Below are 14,996 nucleotides of genomic sequence, written 5' to 3' on the forward strand. Positions count from 1 at the left end.
GAGTTCTCGTGTTTTCACGCGGCGACGCGTTTGACGTCACGCGGCAACCATCTCCGGCGTGGCTTGAGAAAGCCCCCGGTTCATGGCGACATTGCGGGGAACCCCTGCTGTTTCTGGACGCTGGCCTCCGGGCGCGCGTAGGTCGGGAGTGGGCGGCGCATGGAGGAGACAGACACAACCCCGAGGACCCTGGCGCCGGGTGCGGACGTGCTGTTGTCGGCGCTGGAGGAGGCGGAGCGCTGTCAGCCGGAGGGCTGCATGGTGCTGCGCGCCGTGCGCGACGCGGGCGGCGCCATCACCGACTTCGAGTGGCTGTGGGCCAACCCCGCCGCGGCGCGCGCGCTGGGCTGCTCGCCGGAGACGCTGCGCGGGCGAAGGCTGCGGGAGGTGTCCGCGGACGCCGGGCTGGGCGGCCGGGTGGACGTGCTGCGCGAGGTGGTGGAGACGGGCCGGCCCGCCGCGGACAGCTTCCCGGAGGGCGAGGCCTGGCTGCAGGGCACCGCCGTGCCGCTGCGCGACGGCGTGCTGTTGCGCCTGCGCGACGTCACCAGCGCCGTGCGCGTGGAGGAGGGCGTGCGCGACACGCTGGCCTGGGTGCGCGACGTGCTCGAGGGCACCCCGGACGCCTTCTTCACCGTGGACCCGGAATGGCGCGTCACCTACGTCAACCACCAGGCCGCCGCCATCAGCGGACGCACGCAGGAGCAGCTCTTCCGCCGCGTGTTGTGGGAGGCGTGCCCGGAATTGCTCGGCACCCGGCTGGAGCGCGAGCTGCGCCGCGTGGCCACCGAGGGCGCGGCCACGACTTTCGAGGTGCGCATCTCCCCCGGCCACTGGCACGAGGTGCACGCCTGGTGCGCCAACGGCAATCTGTCCGTCTTCGGCACCGACATCACCGGCAAGAAGCACCTGGAGGCCGAGCGCGACATGCTCCTGGCCCGCGAGCACTCCGGCCGCCTGGAGGCCGAGGCGCTCGTCCAGCAGCGCACCGAGGAGCTGGTGGCCGCGCGCGAGCAGCTGGTGCGCACGGAGAAGCTGGCCATGGCCGGCCAGCTCGCGGCGGGCGTGGGGCACGAAATCAACAACCCGCTCTCCTACGTCACCGGCAACCTCCAGTTCGCGCTGGAGCAGCTGGAGCTGCTCTCGGGCAACCCCGGTGACGGCGAGGCGCTGGGCGAGGCGCTGGACGCGCTGCGCGAGGCCCGCGAGGGCGCGGAGCGCATCCGCCTCACCGTGAGGGACTTGCTGACGTTCGCCCGCGCGGACGAGCCGCACCTGTCGCCGGTGGACGTGCACGCGGCGCTGGAGTTCGGCCTGTCCATGGCCATGCCGTACCTGCGCTACCGGGCGCAGGTGGAGCGGCACTTCGCCGTCGTGCCCACCGTCATGGCGCACCAGGCGCGGCTGGGGCAGGTGTTCCTCCAGCTGCTCGTCAACGCCGCGCACGCGATTCCGGAGGGGGACGCCGGCCACCACCGCGTCACCCTCCGCACGCGCGTCGAGGGCACGTGGGTGGTGGTGGAGGTGACGGACACCGGCCACGGCATGGCGCCCGAGGTGCTGGAGCGCGTCTTCGAGCCCTTCTTCACCACGCGCCCGGTGGGCGCCGGCACCGGGCTGGGGCTGTCCACCGCGCTGGGGCTGGTGCGCAGCATGCGCGGGGAGCTGACGGCCACCAGCACGCCCGGCGGCGGCAGCACCTTCCGCGTGCGCCTGCCCACCACGCACGAAGTCGCCCTGCCCGCCGAGCCCGAGGCCGCGGAGTGCGACGGCGAGCGCAAGCGCGTGCTGGGCGAGCGCAAGCGGGTGCTGGTGGTGGACGACGAGCCGCAGGTCGCCTCCGTGCTGCGCCGGGTGCTCGAGGGCCAGCACGAGGTGGTGCTGGTGCACAGCGGGCGCGAGGCGCTGGAGCTGCTGGCGCGGGACGACGCGTTCGACCGCGTCTTCTGCGACTTGATGATGGGGGACGTGACGGGGATGGACGTGTACGAGGAGCTGGCCCGCCACCAGCCGGCGGTGCTGTCGCGCCTCGTCTTCATGACGGGCGGCGGCTTCACCGAGCGCGCCCGCGCCTTCCTGCAGACGGTGCCGCTGCCGCGAATCGAGAAGCCCTTCGAGCCGGGCACCCTGCGCGCGCTGGTGGAGGGCGCGCCGCCACGCGCCGGGGCACGAGGGCCTCCGGCGCGCGCGGCGGAGGGGACGTGACTACAGCTTCACTTCGTCGCGCTCGGGCTGGGTGATGTAGCCGCTGCCGGCCGCGACGAGCTTGGCCATCAGCTTGTCCATGCCGTTGGAGCGGGCGAAGGCCATCTCGTTCTTCGTGGCGCCCACCAGCGTAATCAGCTGCACCTTGCCGCTGGGCAGCACGAAGTGGTCCGGGCGGGACGGGTCCCTCACGAAGACGAAGCCGGCCAGCTTCGAGTCACCGCCGTCCAGCGTGCCCTCCACCGGGTAGCGGTGGCCCATGGCGAAGGCGCGCATGCAGACGAGGTTGTAGGCCATCATGTCCAGCAGCCGGAACACCGGCCACTTCGCCTCTTCGGGCGTGTGGATGACCATCTCGTAGCCAATCCCGCTGGGCGCGTCGTCCGGGAACTCCTCGCCGGGCGCCACGGTGAAGGGGTTGGACAGGCCGCTGGTGACATAGGTCCAGTACGGGTAGTCCGCGCTCGGCGGGGCCACGCGCACGCCCATGGGCTCCCAGTTCGGGTCCGGCTCCTGCACCTGCGCCAGCTCACTCTCCATCCACGCTTGAATGGCGTCCGTCTGGTCGAGCGTGAAGACGCCTTCGTCGATGGCGCCGAACATCTTGGGGTACTCGACCTCGTCGCGGTCCGCCCAGCAGTCTTCGTACCACTGGATGAAGTCTTCGGTCGTCTCCGGGGCTTTCATAGCGGAGACACTCTACGGGCCCACCCAGGTTTCACAACTTCGTTAAGAGGGGGGACTGCTTCGGGCTGACAGTCCGGCCGGTCCCCGAGGCCCCCCAGGCGCGTCAGGTACCGGTGGCTCCCCCGGCGGCGGGGCTGGCGGCCAGGGGCCAGGGCTTGAGGCCGCAAATCTTCTCCGCCTCCTCGATGGCAGGCGCCAGGCGTGCGTGCTCGCGGTGCAGGAAGCTGCGCACCGCGCCATCCAGCCGCTTGTCGAAGATGAGGTGGGCGCTGTGCACGGCGGTGGGCTCGAAGCCGCGGGAGACCTTGTGCTCGCCGCCCGCCCCGGGCTCGAACACCTTGCGGCCCGCGCGGATGCAGTCCTCCACGGAGTGGTAGAGGCAGACGTGGAAGTGGAGGAAGGGGTGCTCCTCGAAGGCGCCCCAGTAGCGGCCGTAGAGCCGCTCCCGGGTGGCCAGGTTGAAGGCCCCGGCGATGACCTTCGGGCCCTTCACCGCCTCCACCATCTCCACGGCGTCGGGCAAGTCCCGGAAGACGCGGGTGAAGAAGCCCGGGGTGAGCTGAATCTGGCCCCAGGCGTGGCGCTCGCAGGTGGAGGTGTAGAAGCCGTAGGCGCGCTTCGCGTGGGCCTGCGTCAATTCGTCGCCGCGCACGGTGCGCAGGGAGATGCCCTGGGTGGCGGCGGCGCCGCGCTCGCGCTTGAGCTGGTTGCGGCGCTTGGAGTCGAAGCGGGACAGGTAGTCGTCGTAGGTGCGGTAGCCCGGGTTCTTCCAGTGGAACTGGAGGGTGATGCGGCGGGCGAGCCCCTCGCCCTCGAGGAAGTCCGCCTCTTCCCCGGTGGGGTAGAGGATGTGGACGGAGGAGCAGCCGGACTCGCGGGCGCTCTCGGTGGCGGCGGTGAGGAGGGCGCGGCGCAGGGCGGGCACGTCCTCGCCCGGGGCGATGAGGAAGCGCGGCACGGTGGCGGGGGACAGCGGGCCGCCGACGACGAGCTTGGGGTAGTACTCCACGCCGAGGCGGGCGGCGGCGTCCGCCCAGCCGAAGTCGTAGATGTACTCGCCCATGCTGTGGAACTTGCGGTACGCGGGCGCGGCGGCGACGAGCTGCTTGTCGCGCCACAGCGTCAGGTGGTGCGGCGCCCAGCCCGTCTCCTCGGTGGCGCTGCCGCTCTCCTCCATGGCCGAAAGCCACGCGTGGCGGACGAAGGGGGGCGCGTCGGGGCCGGTGAGCGCGTCCCAGGCGGCGGCCGGGACGTCTGTCACTGCTTCGAGGATGCGGAGGCGGAGCGGGGTGTCAGCGGGCACGGGGGCTCATTTAACGCGGGCCCCGAGCCCGTGCTGCGGGTTGCCCGTTCGGTTCGCCGACAGGCAGACAGCGCGTGAGCTACGGGGGCGGCTTGCGACCGTCACCGTCCCCGGGCGGCCCGCGAAGCGGGCCCGCCTGCCCGTGGGCGTGAGCCGTGCGGCCCGCGTCCGGCCCGCGTTCCGGTGGGCTCGAGCCGCGGAAGGGGCGGGGAGGCCAGCTCGGGCGGCCCGCGCGTCCGGCCAGCATGCCGGTGGGCGCGAGCCGCGGAAGGGACGGGGAGGCCCGCCCCCTCCTGGATGCGTCAGGCGGCCTGGGCCGTCCCGGCCTCGCGAGCGGCCTCGCGGGGCTCCGGCCAGACGGCGCGCTGCGGGGTGGCGATGCGGATGACGCCCAGCTTCGCCAGCACGCGCATCACCTGCCACGTGGGGTCCACCTCGAACTTGCGGGCCGCGAAGTTCGGGCTGCTGCCGAACTTGTGGTGGTTGTTCTGGAAGAGCTCCCCCATGCAGAGCACCTCCACCGGCAGCGTGTTGCGCGACTTGTCGGTGCTGTTGAAGTTCCGGTAGCCGTACTTGTGCCCGCACCAGTTGACGATGGCGCCGTGCACCGGGCCCATCAGGAAGTGGATGGGCAGCAGCAGGAACTGCCAGGGCGACGTGGCGAAGGCCACGTAGAAGGCCGTGTACAGCCCCACCCAGCCCAGCGTCGCCAGCCACGAGGTGCGCAGCGTGTCGTCCACCAGCGGCCACTCCGGGTAGCCGCCCAGGAAGCGGGGCTCGGGCTGACCGCGCCCGGCGCAGTAGTCCTCGTAGCGCTTCTTCGTGTGCAGCATCATCCGCGCCACGTCCTTGAAGAAGTGCGGGGAGTGCGGGTCCTTCTCCGTGTCGGAGAACGCGTGGTGCTCGCGGTGCAGCACGGCGTACGCGCGCGGCGACAGGTACGAGGAGCCCTGCACCAGGTACGTGAGCAGGTGCACCACCCGCTCCGTGCGGGGACCCATGGTGTACATGCGGTGCGCGGCGTAGCGATGCTGGAAGAAGCTCTGGAAGAAGACACAGAGCAGCCAGTGCGAGATGAAGAAGGCGATGACGACCATGATGTGTGAAGGAACACCCCCCATGTCATGGCAGCGTCATGGCGGGCCCCGAAGACGTGACAGGGGGCGGCGGAACGGGCCCTGGCTTCAGGTTTCCATCAGAAGAACCGGGAGCCACCCCGCGTGACGCACGGTGCCGTGGCCCTGCCTTTCCGGTACGAGGCACTCCGAGGAGCACCAAACAATCCATGACCCGGAGCACACGCGTGGAACGGGCAGACATCGTCAGGTCGGACAAGGGCCACGTCTGGCATCCCTACACCGCCATGGAGGCGTACATCGCGGAGACGAATCCGCTCGTCGTCGCCCGCTCGGAAGGGCCGTACTTCTGGGACGTGGACGGCCAGCGGTACCTCGACGCCAACGGCTCCTGGTGGGTGTCCACGCTGGGCCACCGCCACCCACGGCTCGTGCGTGCGCTCACCGAGCAGGCGGGCCGCCTGCCGCACGTCTCGCTGGCCGGCGTCACCCATGAGCCGGCCGCGTTGCTCGCGGCGGAGCTGGCCGCCATCGCCCCGGGCGCGGACCACGCCTCGCTGCCGGCGGGCGAGCGGCTGTCGCGCGTCTTCTTCTCCGACAACGGCAGCACGGCGGTGGAGGTGGCCATCAAGATGGCGGCGCAGTACTGGGCGCAGAACGGGCGCCCCCGCCGCTCGCGCTTCATCACCCTGTCCGGCGCGTTCCACGGCGAGACGATGGGCGCCACCAGCGTCGGCGGCGTGCCGCTGTTCCGCGAGGTCTTCGGCCCGCTCCTCTTCGACGTGGTGCACGTGCCGTCTCCGGCGGAGGAGGGCGGCTGGGAGCGCGCCTTCGAGCAGGTGCAGGCCGCCCTGCGCGCGCACCCGGACGAGATTGCCGGCGTCATCCTGGAGCCCGTGCTGCAAGGGGCGGCGGGCATGTTGATGTACTCGCCGGACTTCGTGCGCGCGGTGCGCGAGGCCACCCGCGCGGTGGACACCTTCCTCATCGCTGACGAGGTCTTCACCGGCCTGGGCCGCACCGGCGCGCGCTTCGCGGTGGACCTGGCCGGCGTGGTGCCGGACCTGCTGTGCCTGGCGAAGGCGCTCTCCGGCGGGCTGCTGCCGTTCGGCGCGACGCTCGCGTCCGAGCGCGTCTTCTCCGGCTTCCTCGGCGCGCCGCAGCGGGCGCTGTACTACGGGCACTCGTACTGCGGGAACCCGCTGGGCGCGGCGGTGGCGCGCGAGGTGCTCGCCGTGTACCGCGACGAGGACGTGCTCGGGCAGGTGGCGCGCAAGGCGCCGCGCATCCGGGCCGCCTTCGAGCGGATGGCGGAAACGATTCCGGGGCTCGTGCGCCCGCGCGCGCTCGGCATGGTGGGCGCGGTGGACCTGGGTGGGGGCGGCTACCTGGCGCGCGGCGGCTGGCGCGTGTACGAGGCGGCCCGGCGGCGCGGGCTCTACCTGCGGCCCCTGGGCGACACCGTGTACATCGCCCCCGCGCTCAACCTCCCGGAGGCCGCGCTGGACGAGCTGCTCGACGGCGTGGAGGCGTCCCTGCGCGAGGTGGCGGGAGGCTGAGGCGGGCCCTCACGCCGCGCCCGGAGGGGCCTGGCTCACCGCGCCCCGGCGCTCCTTGCGGAAGCTGAGCACCTCGCGGGTGATGATCTGCGCGGCGGCCGCGACGGGCACCGCCACCACCGCGCCCACCACGCCGGCCAGCTCCGCGCAGAAGAGCACCGCCAGCAGGACGATGAGCGGGTTGACGTGCACCGTGCGCCGGAAGATGAGCGGCGCCAGGATGTTCCCCTCCAGCTGCCCGTACAGTACGAAGTACAGCATCACCCCGAGCGCCATCCACATGCCGCCCGTGGCCCACGTCAGCAGGGTGATGAAGCCACCGGCAATCACCGGCCCCGCGTACGGCACCATGCTGGAGAAGCCGCTCGCGATGCCCAGCGGCAGGAAGTACGGCACCCCCAACACGGCCAGCACCGTGGTGGTGAGCGTGGTGTTGATGGTGCAGATGAGCGTGAGCCCGGCCAGGTAGCCGCCGGTGGCCCGGTACACGTTGCGCAGCACGCGCACGTAGCGCAGCCGGTGCTCCGGCCCCGCCAGGTCCAAGAGCCGCTTCAGCATGCCGCCGCCGAACGCGAGCATGAAGCCCACCAGGAAGAACACGGTGAGCGCTCCGCCCGCCAGGCCCACCACCCCGCCAATGGCCAGCACCACCAGCTCCGGCAGCGTCGTCCCCCCGGCCAGGTGCGACGCGGCGTCCTCCGGCTTGCGCGGCCAGCCCAGCGTGGAGAGCCGGCTGCTCACCAGCCGGAAGACGCGCGAGTCGCGCAGCTCCGCCCAGAGGTGCGGCCACTGCACCACCAGCGCGTCCACCTGCACCACCGCGGCGGGCACCACCAGCAGCGCCAGCAGGGCAATCGCCGTCAACAACCCCAGCATCACCACCGCGATGGCCAGCATGCGCGGCAGTCCCTTGCGCTCCAGCCAGGACACCCCGTGCTCCAGCGCGAGCGCCAGCAGGATGGCGATGCCCGTGAGGGTGAGCGCCACCGTCGTGCGCATCACCAGTGCCACCAGCGCCACCACGGTGAGCACGGCGAAGCACACGGTGAACGCCGTCTTCAACGTCACCTGTGAAGGCTGCCTTCCCACTTCACGCTCCGCGGTCATCTTCCTCCCGCGTCCAGGGTCGGCATGCACCTGTGGAAAAACCATACCCACCCACGCCGTCACGGGCGCGGAGGTGTCCGACACCCGACGTCCACGGCGGAGAGATCCAACCCGAACGGCAATGCACAACATCTTCATGCCCGGATGCGCCGGGCCTCGTTCGCCGGGGTACTCCACATGAAGCGGTTGAAGTCGCTGGGCTGGGCCGTCACCACCTGTGCCGCACTGGGCTGCGGCTCCGGGCAGCCGTCCGAAACGGTGTCTCCGTCGGGCGCAACCGGCTCGGTCCGCGCCGCCGCGAGCCGCACCTCGAAGAAGATTGTCGAGTCGCCGACGGCCACCGCCCCCAGCGCCTGCACCGCGCTCTACGCTTCCCCGCAGGCCCAGTCCGCGCTGACCCAGGCCGTGGTGGACCCGGGGCTGAAGGCGGACGGCACGACGCGCACGCTCATCCTGTCCTTCAACACCGACGCGGCGCTGGCGCCCGCGGTGACGACGCTGTCCGGCCTCCTGGGACTGCAACCCGGCAAGGGGCTGGGCACGCTGAAGGCCCTGCCCATGGTGGTGGTGAAGCTGCCCGTGACGCCGCTGGTGCTGACGCTGCTGCGCACGCAGCTCCAGCCGCTGGGCCTGCTCTCCATCTACGAGGACCGGCCGCTGGAGTACTTCCTGGACGAGAGCGTGGCGTACATCGGCGCGGACACCGCGCGCACCGCCTTCCAGGCCACCGGCGCCGGCATCGGCGTGGGCGTCATCGACTCCGGCATCGACGGCCTGCACGGCGACTTCCCGAACCTCGCCCGCAACGTGAAGGTCATTGCCCCGGTGTCGGGCGTGCCGGTGGGCGGCGCGCTCTACCTGGACGTGGCGGACAGTGACCTCACCAGCGGCCACGGCACGCACTGCGCCAGCACCATCGCCGGCTCGGGCGCGCGCTCCGGCGGCAAGTACAAGGGCGTGGCGCCGGGGGCGACGCTGCTCGGCGTGGGCGCCGGCGAGGCCATCAGCATCCTCTACAGCGTGGAGGGCTTCGACTTCCTCCTGGACCCGGACGTGCGCGAGACGCACAACGTCCGCGTCATCTCCAACTCGTGGGGCACCTCCGGCCGCTTCGCGCCGTTCAACCCCATCGCCATCGCGAGCAAGCGCGCCTACGATTTGGGCGTCATCGTCGTCTTCGCGGCGGGCAACGAGGGCCCGGGCGCGGACACGCTCAACCCGTACAGCGCCTCGCCGTGTGTCATCTCCGTCGCGGCCGGCACCGCCAAGGACACGATGGGGGCCATCAACCCGCTGGTGAGCCAGGACTTGCCCGGCGCGCTGGCGGACTTCTCCAGCCGCGGCGTGCCCGGTGACGCGCTCCACCACCCGGACATCACCCTGCCCGGGGTGAACATCGTCGCGGCGCGCGCCACCAGCGGCAACCCGGCCATCGTCCCGCCGTACCTCGGCCTGGACGCGCTGCACCCGGAGCCCTTCTACGCGTCCATCTCCGGCACCTCCATGGCCACCCCGCACCTGGCCGGCGTCATCGCGCTGATGCTCGAGGTCAACCCGGCGATGACCATGGACGACGTGCTCGCCGCGCTCACCGCCACCGCGAAGCCCATGTTCGCGAAGAACGCGGACGGCACCACCCGCCAGCTGGAGGTGTGGGAGGTGGGCGCCGGCTACGCGGATGCGTACGCCGCGGTGCGCGTCGCCTCCGAGACGGCGGGCACGCGCTACACCACGCAGACCACCGCGCTGCCGGGCTGGACGGGGAGCGTGGGCATCAGCATCAACATCCCCGTCGCGGACGTGGCGCTGCTGGCCGCCGAGGACAACCACAGCGTCGTCGTGCCCGAGGGCGCGAGCGCGCTGCGCATCACCACCGACTGGGGCAACCCGGCGTTGGATTTGGACATGAACGTCTACGGGCCCAGCGGGGAGCTGGTGGGCTCCAGCGCCAACGGCACCTCCACCGGTGAGTCGGTGTCGATTCCGCACCCGGTGGCGGGCACGTGGCGGGTGCAGCTCAAGGGCTACCTCAACACGCCCACGCAGTACACCGGCACCGCGGCGGTGGACCGGCTCGTGCCGCTGCCGTAGTCGGGGCCGCGCAAGAGGGGGAAGCGTCCGGCGCGTCCCGCTCTCCTTCAACGGGGAGCGGGGCGCGCCGGGTTGTTTCAGGAGGACTTCAGTTGCGCGACGGGTAGATGCCTTCCATCGCGATGATGAAGTTGATGCACAGGAAGGGCGACATGTTGTTGTGGGGCTGGCTGCCACCGGCGACGCCGATGGAGTTCGGGGCCATGGTGGTGTTGATGTTGTTGGGCGTGGTGTAGGAGTTCACCGGAACGCTCGACTCGATGCGCGTGGCCGTGACGTTGCCCTCGGGGATGGGCTGGTCCGCCGCGGAGTTGCTCGCCGTCAGTGCGTGGGTGTGCGCCGGCATCTGCGTCGCGATCAGCGTCACCGTCTCGCTCCCGCCCTGCTCGCCCAGGGTGCGCGGCGAGAGGCCGGGGCCCTGGCCGGGCTGCATGGGATAGCGGCCGCGCAGGTCCGGCAGGGCGAACGTCGTCTGCCCGTTGCCGCCGTACGTGGTGCCGAGGATGGAGAACAGCGCGGTGTTCTGCGCGATGGAGAGAATCTGCCCCTGGCAGAACTGCCAGCCACGCGGGGGGAAGTTGCCTGCGAACATCATGATCTGACCGATGAATGGCTCGGACACGTACACCTTCCTTGAGTTGAAGAGCTTGAGTTGAAGAGCGTTTCAGACGCAGCAGAGCACGTCGGCTGCTCGCTGAGCAAAGGACCGGCCACGGGGTCGAAACAGGGATTTCAAGGCGCCGTGATGCGTCACCCACAGGTGCGTGCGCCGAGAGCGTCTGTGGCGCGTCGTGTCGCTGCGTCCCGTTGAAACGCAACTGCGTTCTCCTAGGACGGCGGGTTGGATTCGCCCCATCGCGCGACCCACGCGTCGGGTCCATACGCAATCGCGTTCCGGGGGGACGCGGAGGGGGGGTATGGCCCTGAAGGGGCAACTCGATACACAATCGCCTCCTCATTGCTGAATCACGCGCGCGGCGACCCCTGACCGCGCTCTGGCGTGGGGCTTGCTCTGGCCCCCGGCACTGAGTCCCACGATGAGGAGAGGCACTAGATGGCTCGACTGAACTGGCAGCGCCCCGCGCATTGGGCATTCTTGAAGGCACTTCCGCTGGCGGCATTGCTGGTGCTGTCGGGATGTGACGAAGGCAAGGAGGGCCCACAGGGTCCTCAGGGGCCCGCCGGTGCACGCGGCCCACAGGGTGAGCCGGGCCCCGCTGGCGCGGACGGTGTGGACGGTGCGGATGGCGCTCCGGGAGAGAAGGGCGACGTCGGTCCCGCCGGTCCCGCCGGTCCCGAGGGGCCCGCCGGTCCGGCGGGAGGTCCCCGCGGTGACACGGGCCTGAGCGCACTGGTGCGCACCACTCCGGAGGTGGCGGGCGGCAACTGCGCCACCGGCGGCGTGCTGTTCGAGGCGGGCATCGACGCCGACCGCGACGGCGAGCTGGACAACGACGAGGTGGACGACGAGCTGACGCGCTACCTGTGCAACGGCGCGCAGGGCGACCGCGGCGCCACCGGTCCGGAAGGCCCGATGGGTCCGCAGGGTCTGCGCGGCGAGCAGGGCATCCAGGGCGCGCAGGGCGACACCGGTCCCCAGGGCCTCAAGGGTGACACGGGCGACACGGGCCCCATGGGGCCCCAGGGAAACACCGGTCCCCAGGGTATCCAGGGCGTGAAGGGTGACAAGGGCGACACGGGCGACACGGGTGCCACCGGTCCCCAGGGCGCCACCGGTCCCCAGGGCATCCAGGGCGAGAAGGGCGACAAGGGCGACACCGGGAATATCGGCCCCCAGGGTCCCCAGGGTCCCCAGGGCAACGTCGGCCTGAGCGCGCTGGTGCGCACCACCGCGGAGGCGGCGGGCGGCAACTGCGCCACCGGCGGTGTGATGCTGGAGACGGGCATCGACGCCAACCGCAACGGCACGCTGGACGCGGGCGAAATCAATGCCGCGCTGACGCGCTTCGTGTGCAACGGTCCCCAGGGTCCGCAGGGCATCCAGGGCGTGAAGGGAGACAAGGGTGACACGGGCGACACGGGCGCCACCGGTCCCCAGGGTCCCCAGGGTGTGAAGGGTGACACGGGCGACACGGGGGCCACCGGTCCCCAGGGCGCCACCGGTCCCCAGGGTCCGCAGGGTCCCCAGGGTGTGAAGGGTGACACGGGCAACACGGGTGCCACCGGTCCCCAGGGGCAGCAGGGCGACACCGGTCCCCAGGGGCCGACGGGCGCGCAGGGTCCGCAGGGCGCTACCGGTCCCCAGGGTCTCCAGGGGCCGCAGGGTCCCCAGGGCGCGGCCGGCCTCCACTCGCTGGCGTCGACCGCCGCGGAGCCCGCGGGCGCCAACTGCGCCACGGGCGGCGTGCGAATCCAGTTCGGCCAGGACGCCAACAGCAACGGCACGCTGGACGCGGGCGAAATCAATGCCGCGCTGACGCGCTACGTGTGCAACGGCGCGCAGGGTCCCCAGGGCATCCAGGGGCCGGCGGGCGCGACGGGCGCGACGGGGCCGCAGGGCGCGACGGGCGCTCAGGGCCCCCAGGGTCCGCAGGGTCCGCAGGGCCCCGTGGGTTCGAGCGGCGTCTACGGTGACGGCTCGGGCGGCTCGTACAACGTCCCGTTCGGCAACACCGTGGACCTGAGCACCACGTCGGGCTTCAACACCCTGGCCGGCAGGCACCACCTGCAGTTCACCGACATCACCATCAGCGGCACCCTCATCGTCCCCAGCGGCACGGTGCTGCGCGCCACCGGCAACGTCTCGGTGACGGGCACGGGCACCATCATCGTGGCGGCGGGCACGCAGGACTCCGGCAACGGCGCGCCGAACCCCGGCGTGTCCCGGGCCCCCGCGGGTCAGATTCACGGCGGCATCGGCCTGGGCGTGCTCCAGTCGGCCCATGTGGTGCGTCCGGGACCGCTGGCGGGCGGCGCGGGTGACCGCAACATCTCGCTGGGCAACGTGACGGGCGGCGAGGGCGGTGGCGCGCTGCTCATCGTGGCGCGCGGCAACGTGAGCATCGCGGCGGGTGGCGCCATCAATGCCAATGGCAGCAGCGGCATCAACCCGGGCGGCGCCACGGACATCCCGGGCCCCGGCGGCGGCGGTGGTGGCGTCATCGTCATCGGCGCCCAGGGCAGCATCACCGTGAACGGCTTCCTGCGGGCCGTGGGCGGCGCGGGTGGCCCGGGGGTGAATGGCAACGGCGGCGCCGGTGGCGCTGGCGGCGGCGGTGGCGGTGGTGGCGGCATCATCCACCTCGTCTCGTCGAGCACCGTCAACGCGCCCGGCTCCCAGCTCCTCGTGAGCGGTGGCTCCGCCGGCACGGACGCCTCCTCCTCGAGCACCAACCAGGCCGGCAGCGGCGGCGGCGCCACCGCGGGCAACGGCGGCAACGGCGGCTTCGGCAACCCCGTCGCGGGCCAGGCGTTCACCGCGGCCACGGCCGGTAGCGCGGGCTACGCCATCACCACGGTGGTGCCGAGCCCGGAGAACCTCTTCCTCTAGTTCCCCCCGAGTCGTCCCCCGACGGCACACAGCGGCCCGCGAGCAATCAGCTCGCGGGCCGTTCGTGTTTCGAGGCGCATGCCGTGTCTTCTCGAAGCCCGGGCCCGGGAGCGTCAGCCCCCGCGCGGCCCCGGCAGCCACTCCATGGCGAGGTACGGGTCCGCGCCCGTCTCCGTCGCCGAAGCCGACGCCGGCTCCGGCCGGAAGCCGAGCCGCTCGTACAGCGCGCGCGCCGGGCTGGTGGAGAGCACGCGCAGCCGCAGCGGGACGTGGGCCCTGGCGGCCTCGTCCAACAGCTCGCGCAACAGCCGCGTCCCCACGCCCGCGCGCCGGTGCGCCGGCAAGAGGGCGATGTCCACGAGCCGCCACTCCGTCGCGCCCCGCGCCACCAGCAGCCTGCCGGCGGGCGCGCCATCCACCAGCACCACCCGGTGGTCCGCCCCGGCGTACCGCGTGGCCTGGTCCCGGCCCTGCGCCATCCACTGCATGCGCAGGAAGGCGTCCCGCTGCGCGGGCGCCCAGCCCCACATGGCCACCTCGCCCTCACGCGTGCTCGCGTACAGGGTGAACAGGAACGCCTCATCCGAGGCGGAGGTGGGGCGCAAGGTGACGGACACGGTGGCGCGGAGCATGGACTTACGGGCAACCCCGCGTCCACCACCGCACGCGCCCCACCCGCCGCGTCCTCCACCCGACGGCAGGGGCCGGCAGCCGCCAGCTCCGACACCCCGGGATTCACCGCTCAGACGTCAGACCCGGGTGGGAGTCTGGGGGGACTTTTCATTCAGGAGCACGCCATGAAGAAGACGCGAGACGAGGACCTGACGCTGGCCCTCCAGGAGGCCCGCGAGACGGAGGAGCGGTGGCGGGGGCTGGCCGCGCGGCTGCTGGAGCTGGGGGACGACGCCATGGACGCGCAGCTGCTGGTGGCCTTCCGCGCCGCGCGTGAGGAGGGCGTGGTGCCGCCGGACGCGGGCTTCTTCCTGGTGGCCCACATCCTCACCGCCATGGCGGACGAGGCCCTCGCCGAGGACCCCCGCGTGCGCCGGCTGGCCCGCGAGCTGGACCTGATGGAGGCCGAGTACGGCGTGGGCGACGGCGTCTGGCGCGACGACGAGGAGACGCCCGAGGACTGGGAGGCGCTGTGCGTGGAGTACGAGGTGGCGTGCGACGAGGCCCGCTCCACCTTCTTCCGCGCCTACGGCGAGGAGGACATGGCCCGGCTGTACCTGGAGGACCGCGTCTGCTTCCACCGCCGCTTCGAGAGCGGGCGCCGCTTCTTCCACGGCCTGCCCATGCACCCCGAGCACCTGCACTGAGCCCTCGCGCCGCGCCGCCGGGAAGATTCACGGAAAGTCCCGTTTCTCTGCCACCGGCGCGGGCTCCGGTGTGGGAGTCCGCGCTGGCAGGGAGTGGGGAGGGGCCTGGGGGCTCGTCCCCACTCCCGCCTTCATCCT

Annotated in this window: 11 protein-coding genes; 5 read left to right on the top strand and 6 right to left on the bottom strand. The window is 72.1% G+C overall.

Annotation, left to right across the window (positions count from 1 at the left end):
- The first annotated feature begins 159 nt into the window (after positions 1-159).
- Complete coding sequence (locus tag ACX9TP_RS02205; RefSeq protein ID WP_482978039.1) at positions 160-2,205, top strand: PAS domain-containing sensor histidine kinase; 2,046 nt, start codon at positions 160-162, stop codon at positions 2,203-2,205.
- Here ACX9TP_RS02205 and ACX9TP_RS02210 read toward each other — a convergent pair whose 3' ends face one another.
- The 3 genes from ACX9TP_RS02210 to ACX9TP_RS02220 all read right to left on the bottom strand — a co-directional run bounded on the left by ACX9TP_RS02210 (position 2,206) and on the right by ACX9TP_RS02220 (position 5,292).
- Entirely contained in the window at positions 2,206-2,892 is a 687-nt protein-coding gene (locus tag ACX9TP_RS02210) for a suppressor of fused domain protein (RefSeq protein ID WP_482978040.1), read from the bottom strand.
- A 103-nt stretch (positions 2,893-2,995) separates the two neighbouring features.
- Entirely contained in the window at positions 2,996-4,195 is a 1,200-nt protein-coding gene (locus ACX9TP_RS02215; RefSeq protein ID WP_482978041.1) for a GNAT family N-acetyltransferase, read from the bottom strand.
- Between the two features lie 302 nt (positions 4,196-4,497).
- The gene (locus ACX9TP_RS02220) at positions 4,498-5,292 is read right to left on the bottom strand and encodes an acyl-CoA desaturase (RefSeq protein ID WP_482978042.1); all 795 of its coding nucleotides are present in this window, start codon (positions 5,290-5,292) and stop codon (positions 4,498-4,500) included.
- A 206-nt stretch (positions 5,293-5,498) separates the two neighbouring features.
- Here ACX9TP_RS02220 and bioA point away from each other — a divergent pair, with 206 nt between their 5' ends.
- A complete protein-coding gene (bioA, locus tag ACX9TP_RS02225; protein WP_482978043.1) occupies positions 5,499-6,830 on the top strand; it encodes an adenosylmethionine--8-amino-7-oxononanoate transaminase in 1,332 nt (443 codons plus the stop codon).
- A 9-nt stretch (positions 6,831-6,839) separates the two neighbouring features.
- Here the strand turns inward: bioA and ACX9TP_RS02230 are convergent, their stop codons facing one another.
- On the bottom strand, positions 6,840-7,937 hold the full coding sequence (locus ACX9TP_RS02230; RefSeq protein WP_482978044.1) for an AI-2E family transporter: 1,098 nt from the start codon (positions 7,935-7,937) through the stop codon (positions 6,840-6,842).
- A 177-nt stretch (positions 7,938-8,114) separates the two neighbouring features.
- Between ACX9TP_RS02230 and ACX9TP_RS02235 the strand changes: the two genes are divergently transcribed.
- Positions 8,115-10,028 carry a S8 family serine peptidase gene (locus ACX9TP_RS02235; RefSeq protein WP_482978045.1) on the top strand — a complete coding sequence of 638 codons (1,914 nt, stop codon included), beginning with the start codon at positions 8,115-8,117 and terminating at the stop codon, positions 10,026-10,028.
- Between the two features lie 88 nt (positions 10,029-10,116).
- On the opposite strand, the gene ACX9TP_RS02240 is transcribed toward ACX9TP_RS02235, so the two are convergent.
- On the bottom strand, positions 10,117-10,650 hold the full coding sequence (locus ACX9TP_RS02240; protein WP_482978046.1) for a phage tail protein: 534 nt from the start codon (positions 10,648-10,650) through the stop codon (positions 10,117-10,119).
- A gap of 732 nt (positions 10,651-11,382) precedes the next feature.
- Between ACX9TP_RS02240 and ACX9TP_RS02245 the strand changes: the two genes are divergently transcribed.
- A complete protein-coding gene (locus tag ACX9TP_RS02245; protein WP_482978047.1) occupies positions 11,383-13,539 on the top strand; it encodes a DUF7151 family protein in 2,157 nt (718 codons plus the stop codon).
- A 113-nt stretch (positions 13,540-13,652) separates the two neighbouring features.
- On the opposite strand, the gene ACX9TP_RS02250 is transcribed toward ACX9TP_RS02245, so the two are convergent.
- Positions 13,653-14,171, bottom strand: a complete 519-nt coding sequence (locus ACX9TP_RS02250; protein WP_482978048.1) for a GNAT family N-acetyltransferase — start codon at positions 14,169-14,171, stop codon at positions 13,653-13,655.
- A 165-nt stretch (positions 14,172-14,336) separates the two neighbouring features.
- On the opposite strand from ACX9TP_RS02250, the gene ACX9TP_RS02255 reads away from it, so the two are divergent.
- Positions 14,337-14,858 (top strand): hypothetical protein, encoded by a 522-nt coding sequence (locus ACX9TP_RS02255; protein WP_482978049.1) that lies wholly within the window; start codon positions 14,337-14,339, stop codon positions 14,856-14,858.
- The last annotated feature ends 138 nt before the right edge of the window (positions 14,859-14,996 follow it).

The organism is Pyxidicoccus sp. M15, assembly GCF_056858435.1.

Coding starts and splice junctions, on each gene's coding strand:
- ACX9TP_RS02205 (WP_482978039.1), top strand. CDS start 160: ATGGAGGAGACAGACACAACCCCGAGGACCCTGGCGCCGGGTGCGGAC.
- ACX9TP_RS02210 (WP_482978040.1), bottom strand. CDS start 2,892: ATGAAAGCCCCGGAGACGACCGAAGACTTCATCCAGTGGTACGAAGAC.
- ACX9TP_RS02220 (WP_482978042.1), bottom strand. CDS start 5,292: ATGGTCGTCATCGCCTTCTTCATCTCGCACTGGCTGCTCTGTGTCTTC.
- ACX9TP_RS02230 (WP_482978044.1), bottom strand. CDS start 7,937: ATGACCGCGGAGCGTGAAGTGGGAAGGCAGCCTTCACAGGTGACGTTG.
- ACX9TP_RS02235 (WP_482978045.1), top strand. CDS start 8,115: ATGAAGCGGTTGAAGTCGCTGGGCTGGGCCGTCACCACCTGTGCCGCA.
- ACX9TP_RS02250 (WP_482978048.1), bottom strand. CDS start 14,171: ATGCTCCGCGCCACCGTGTCCGTCACCTTGCGCCCCACCTCCGCCTCG.
- ACX9TP_RS02255 (WP_482978049.1), top strand. CDS start 14,337: ATGAAGAAGACGCGAGACGAGGACCTGACGCTGGCCCTCCAGGAGGCC.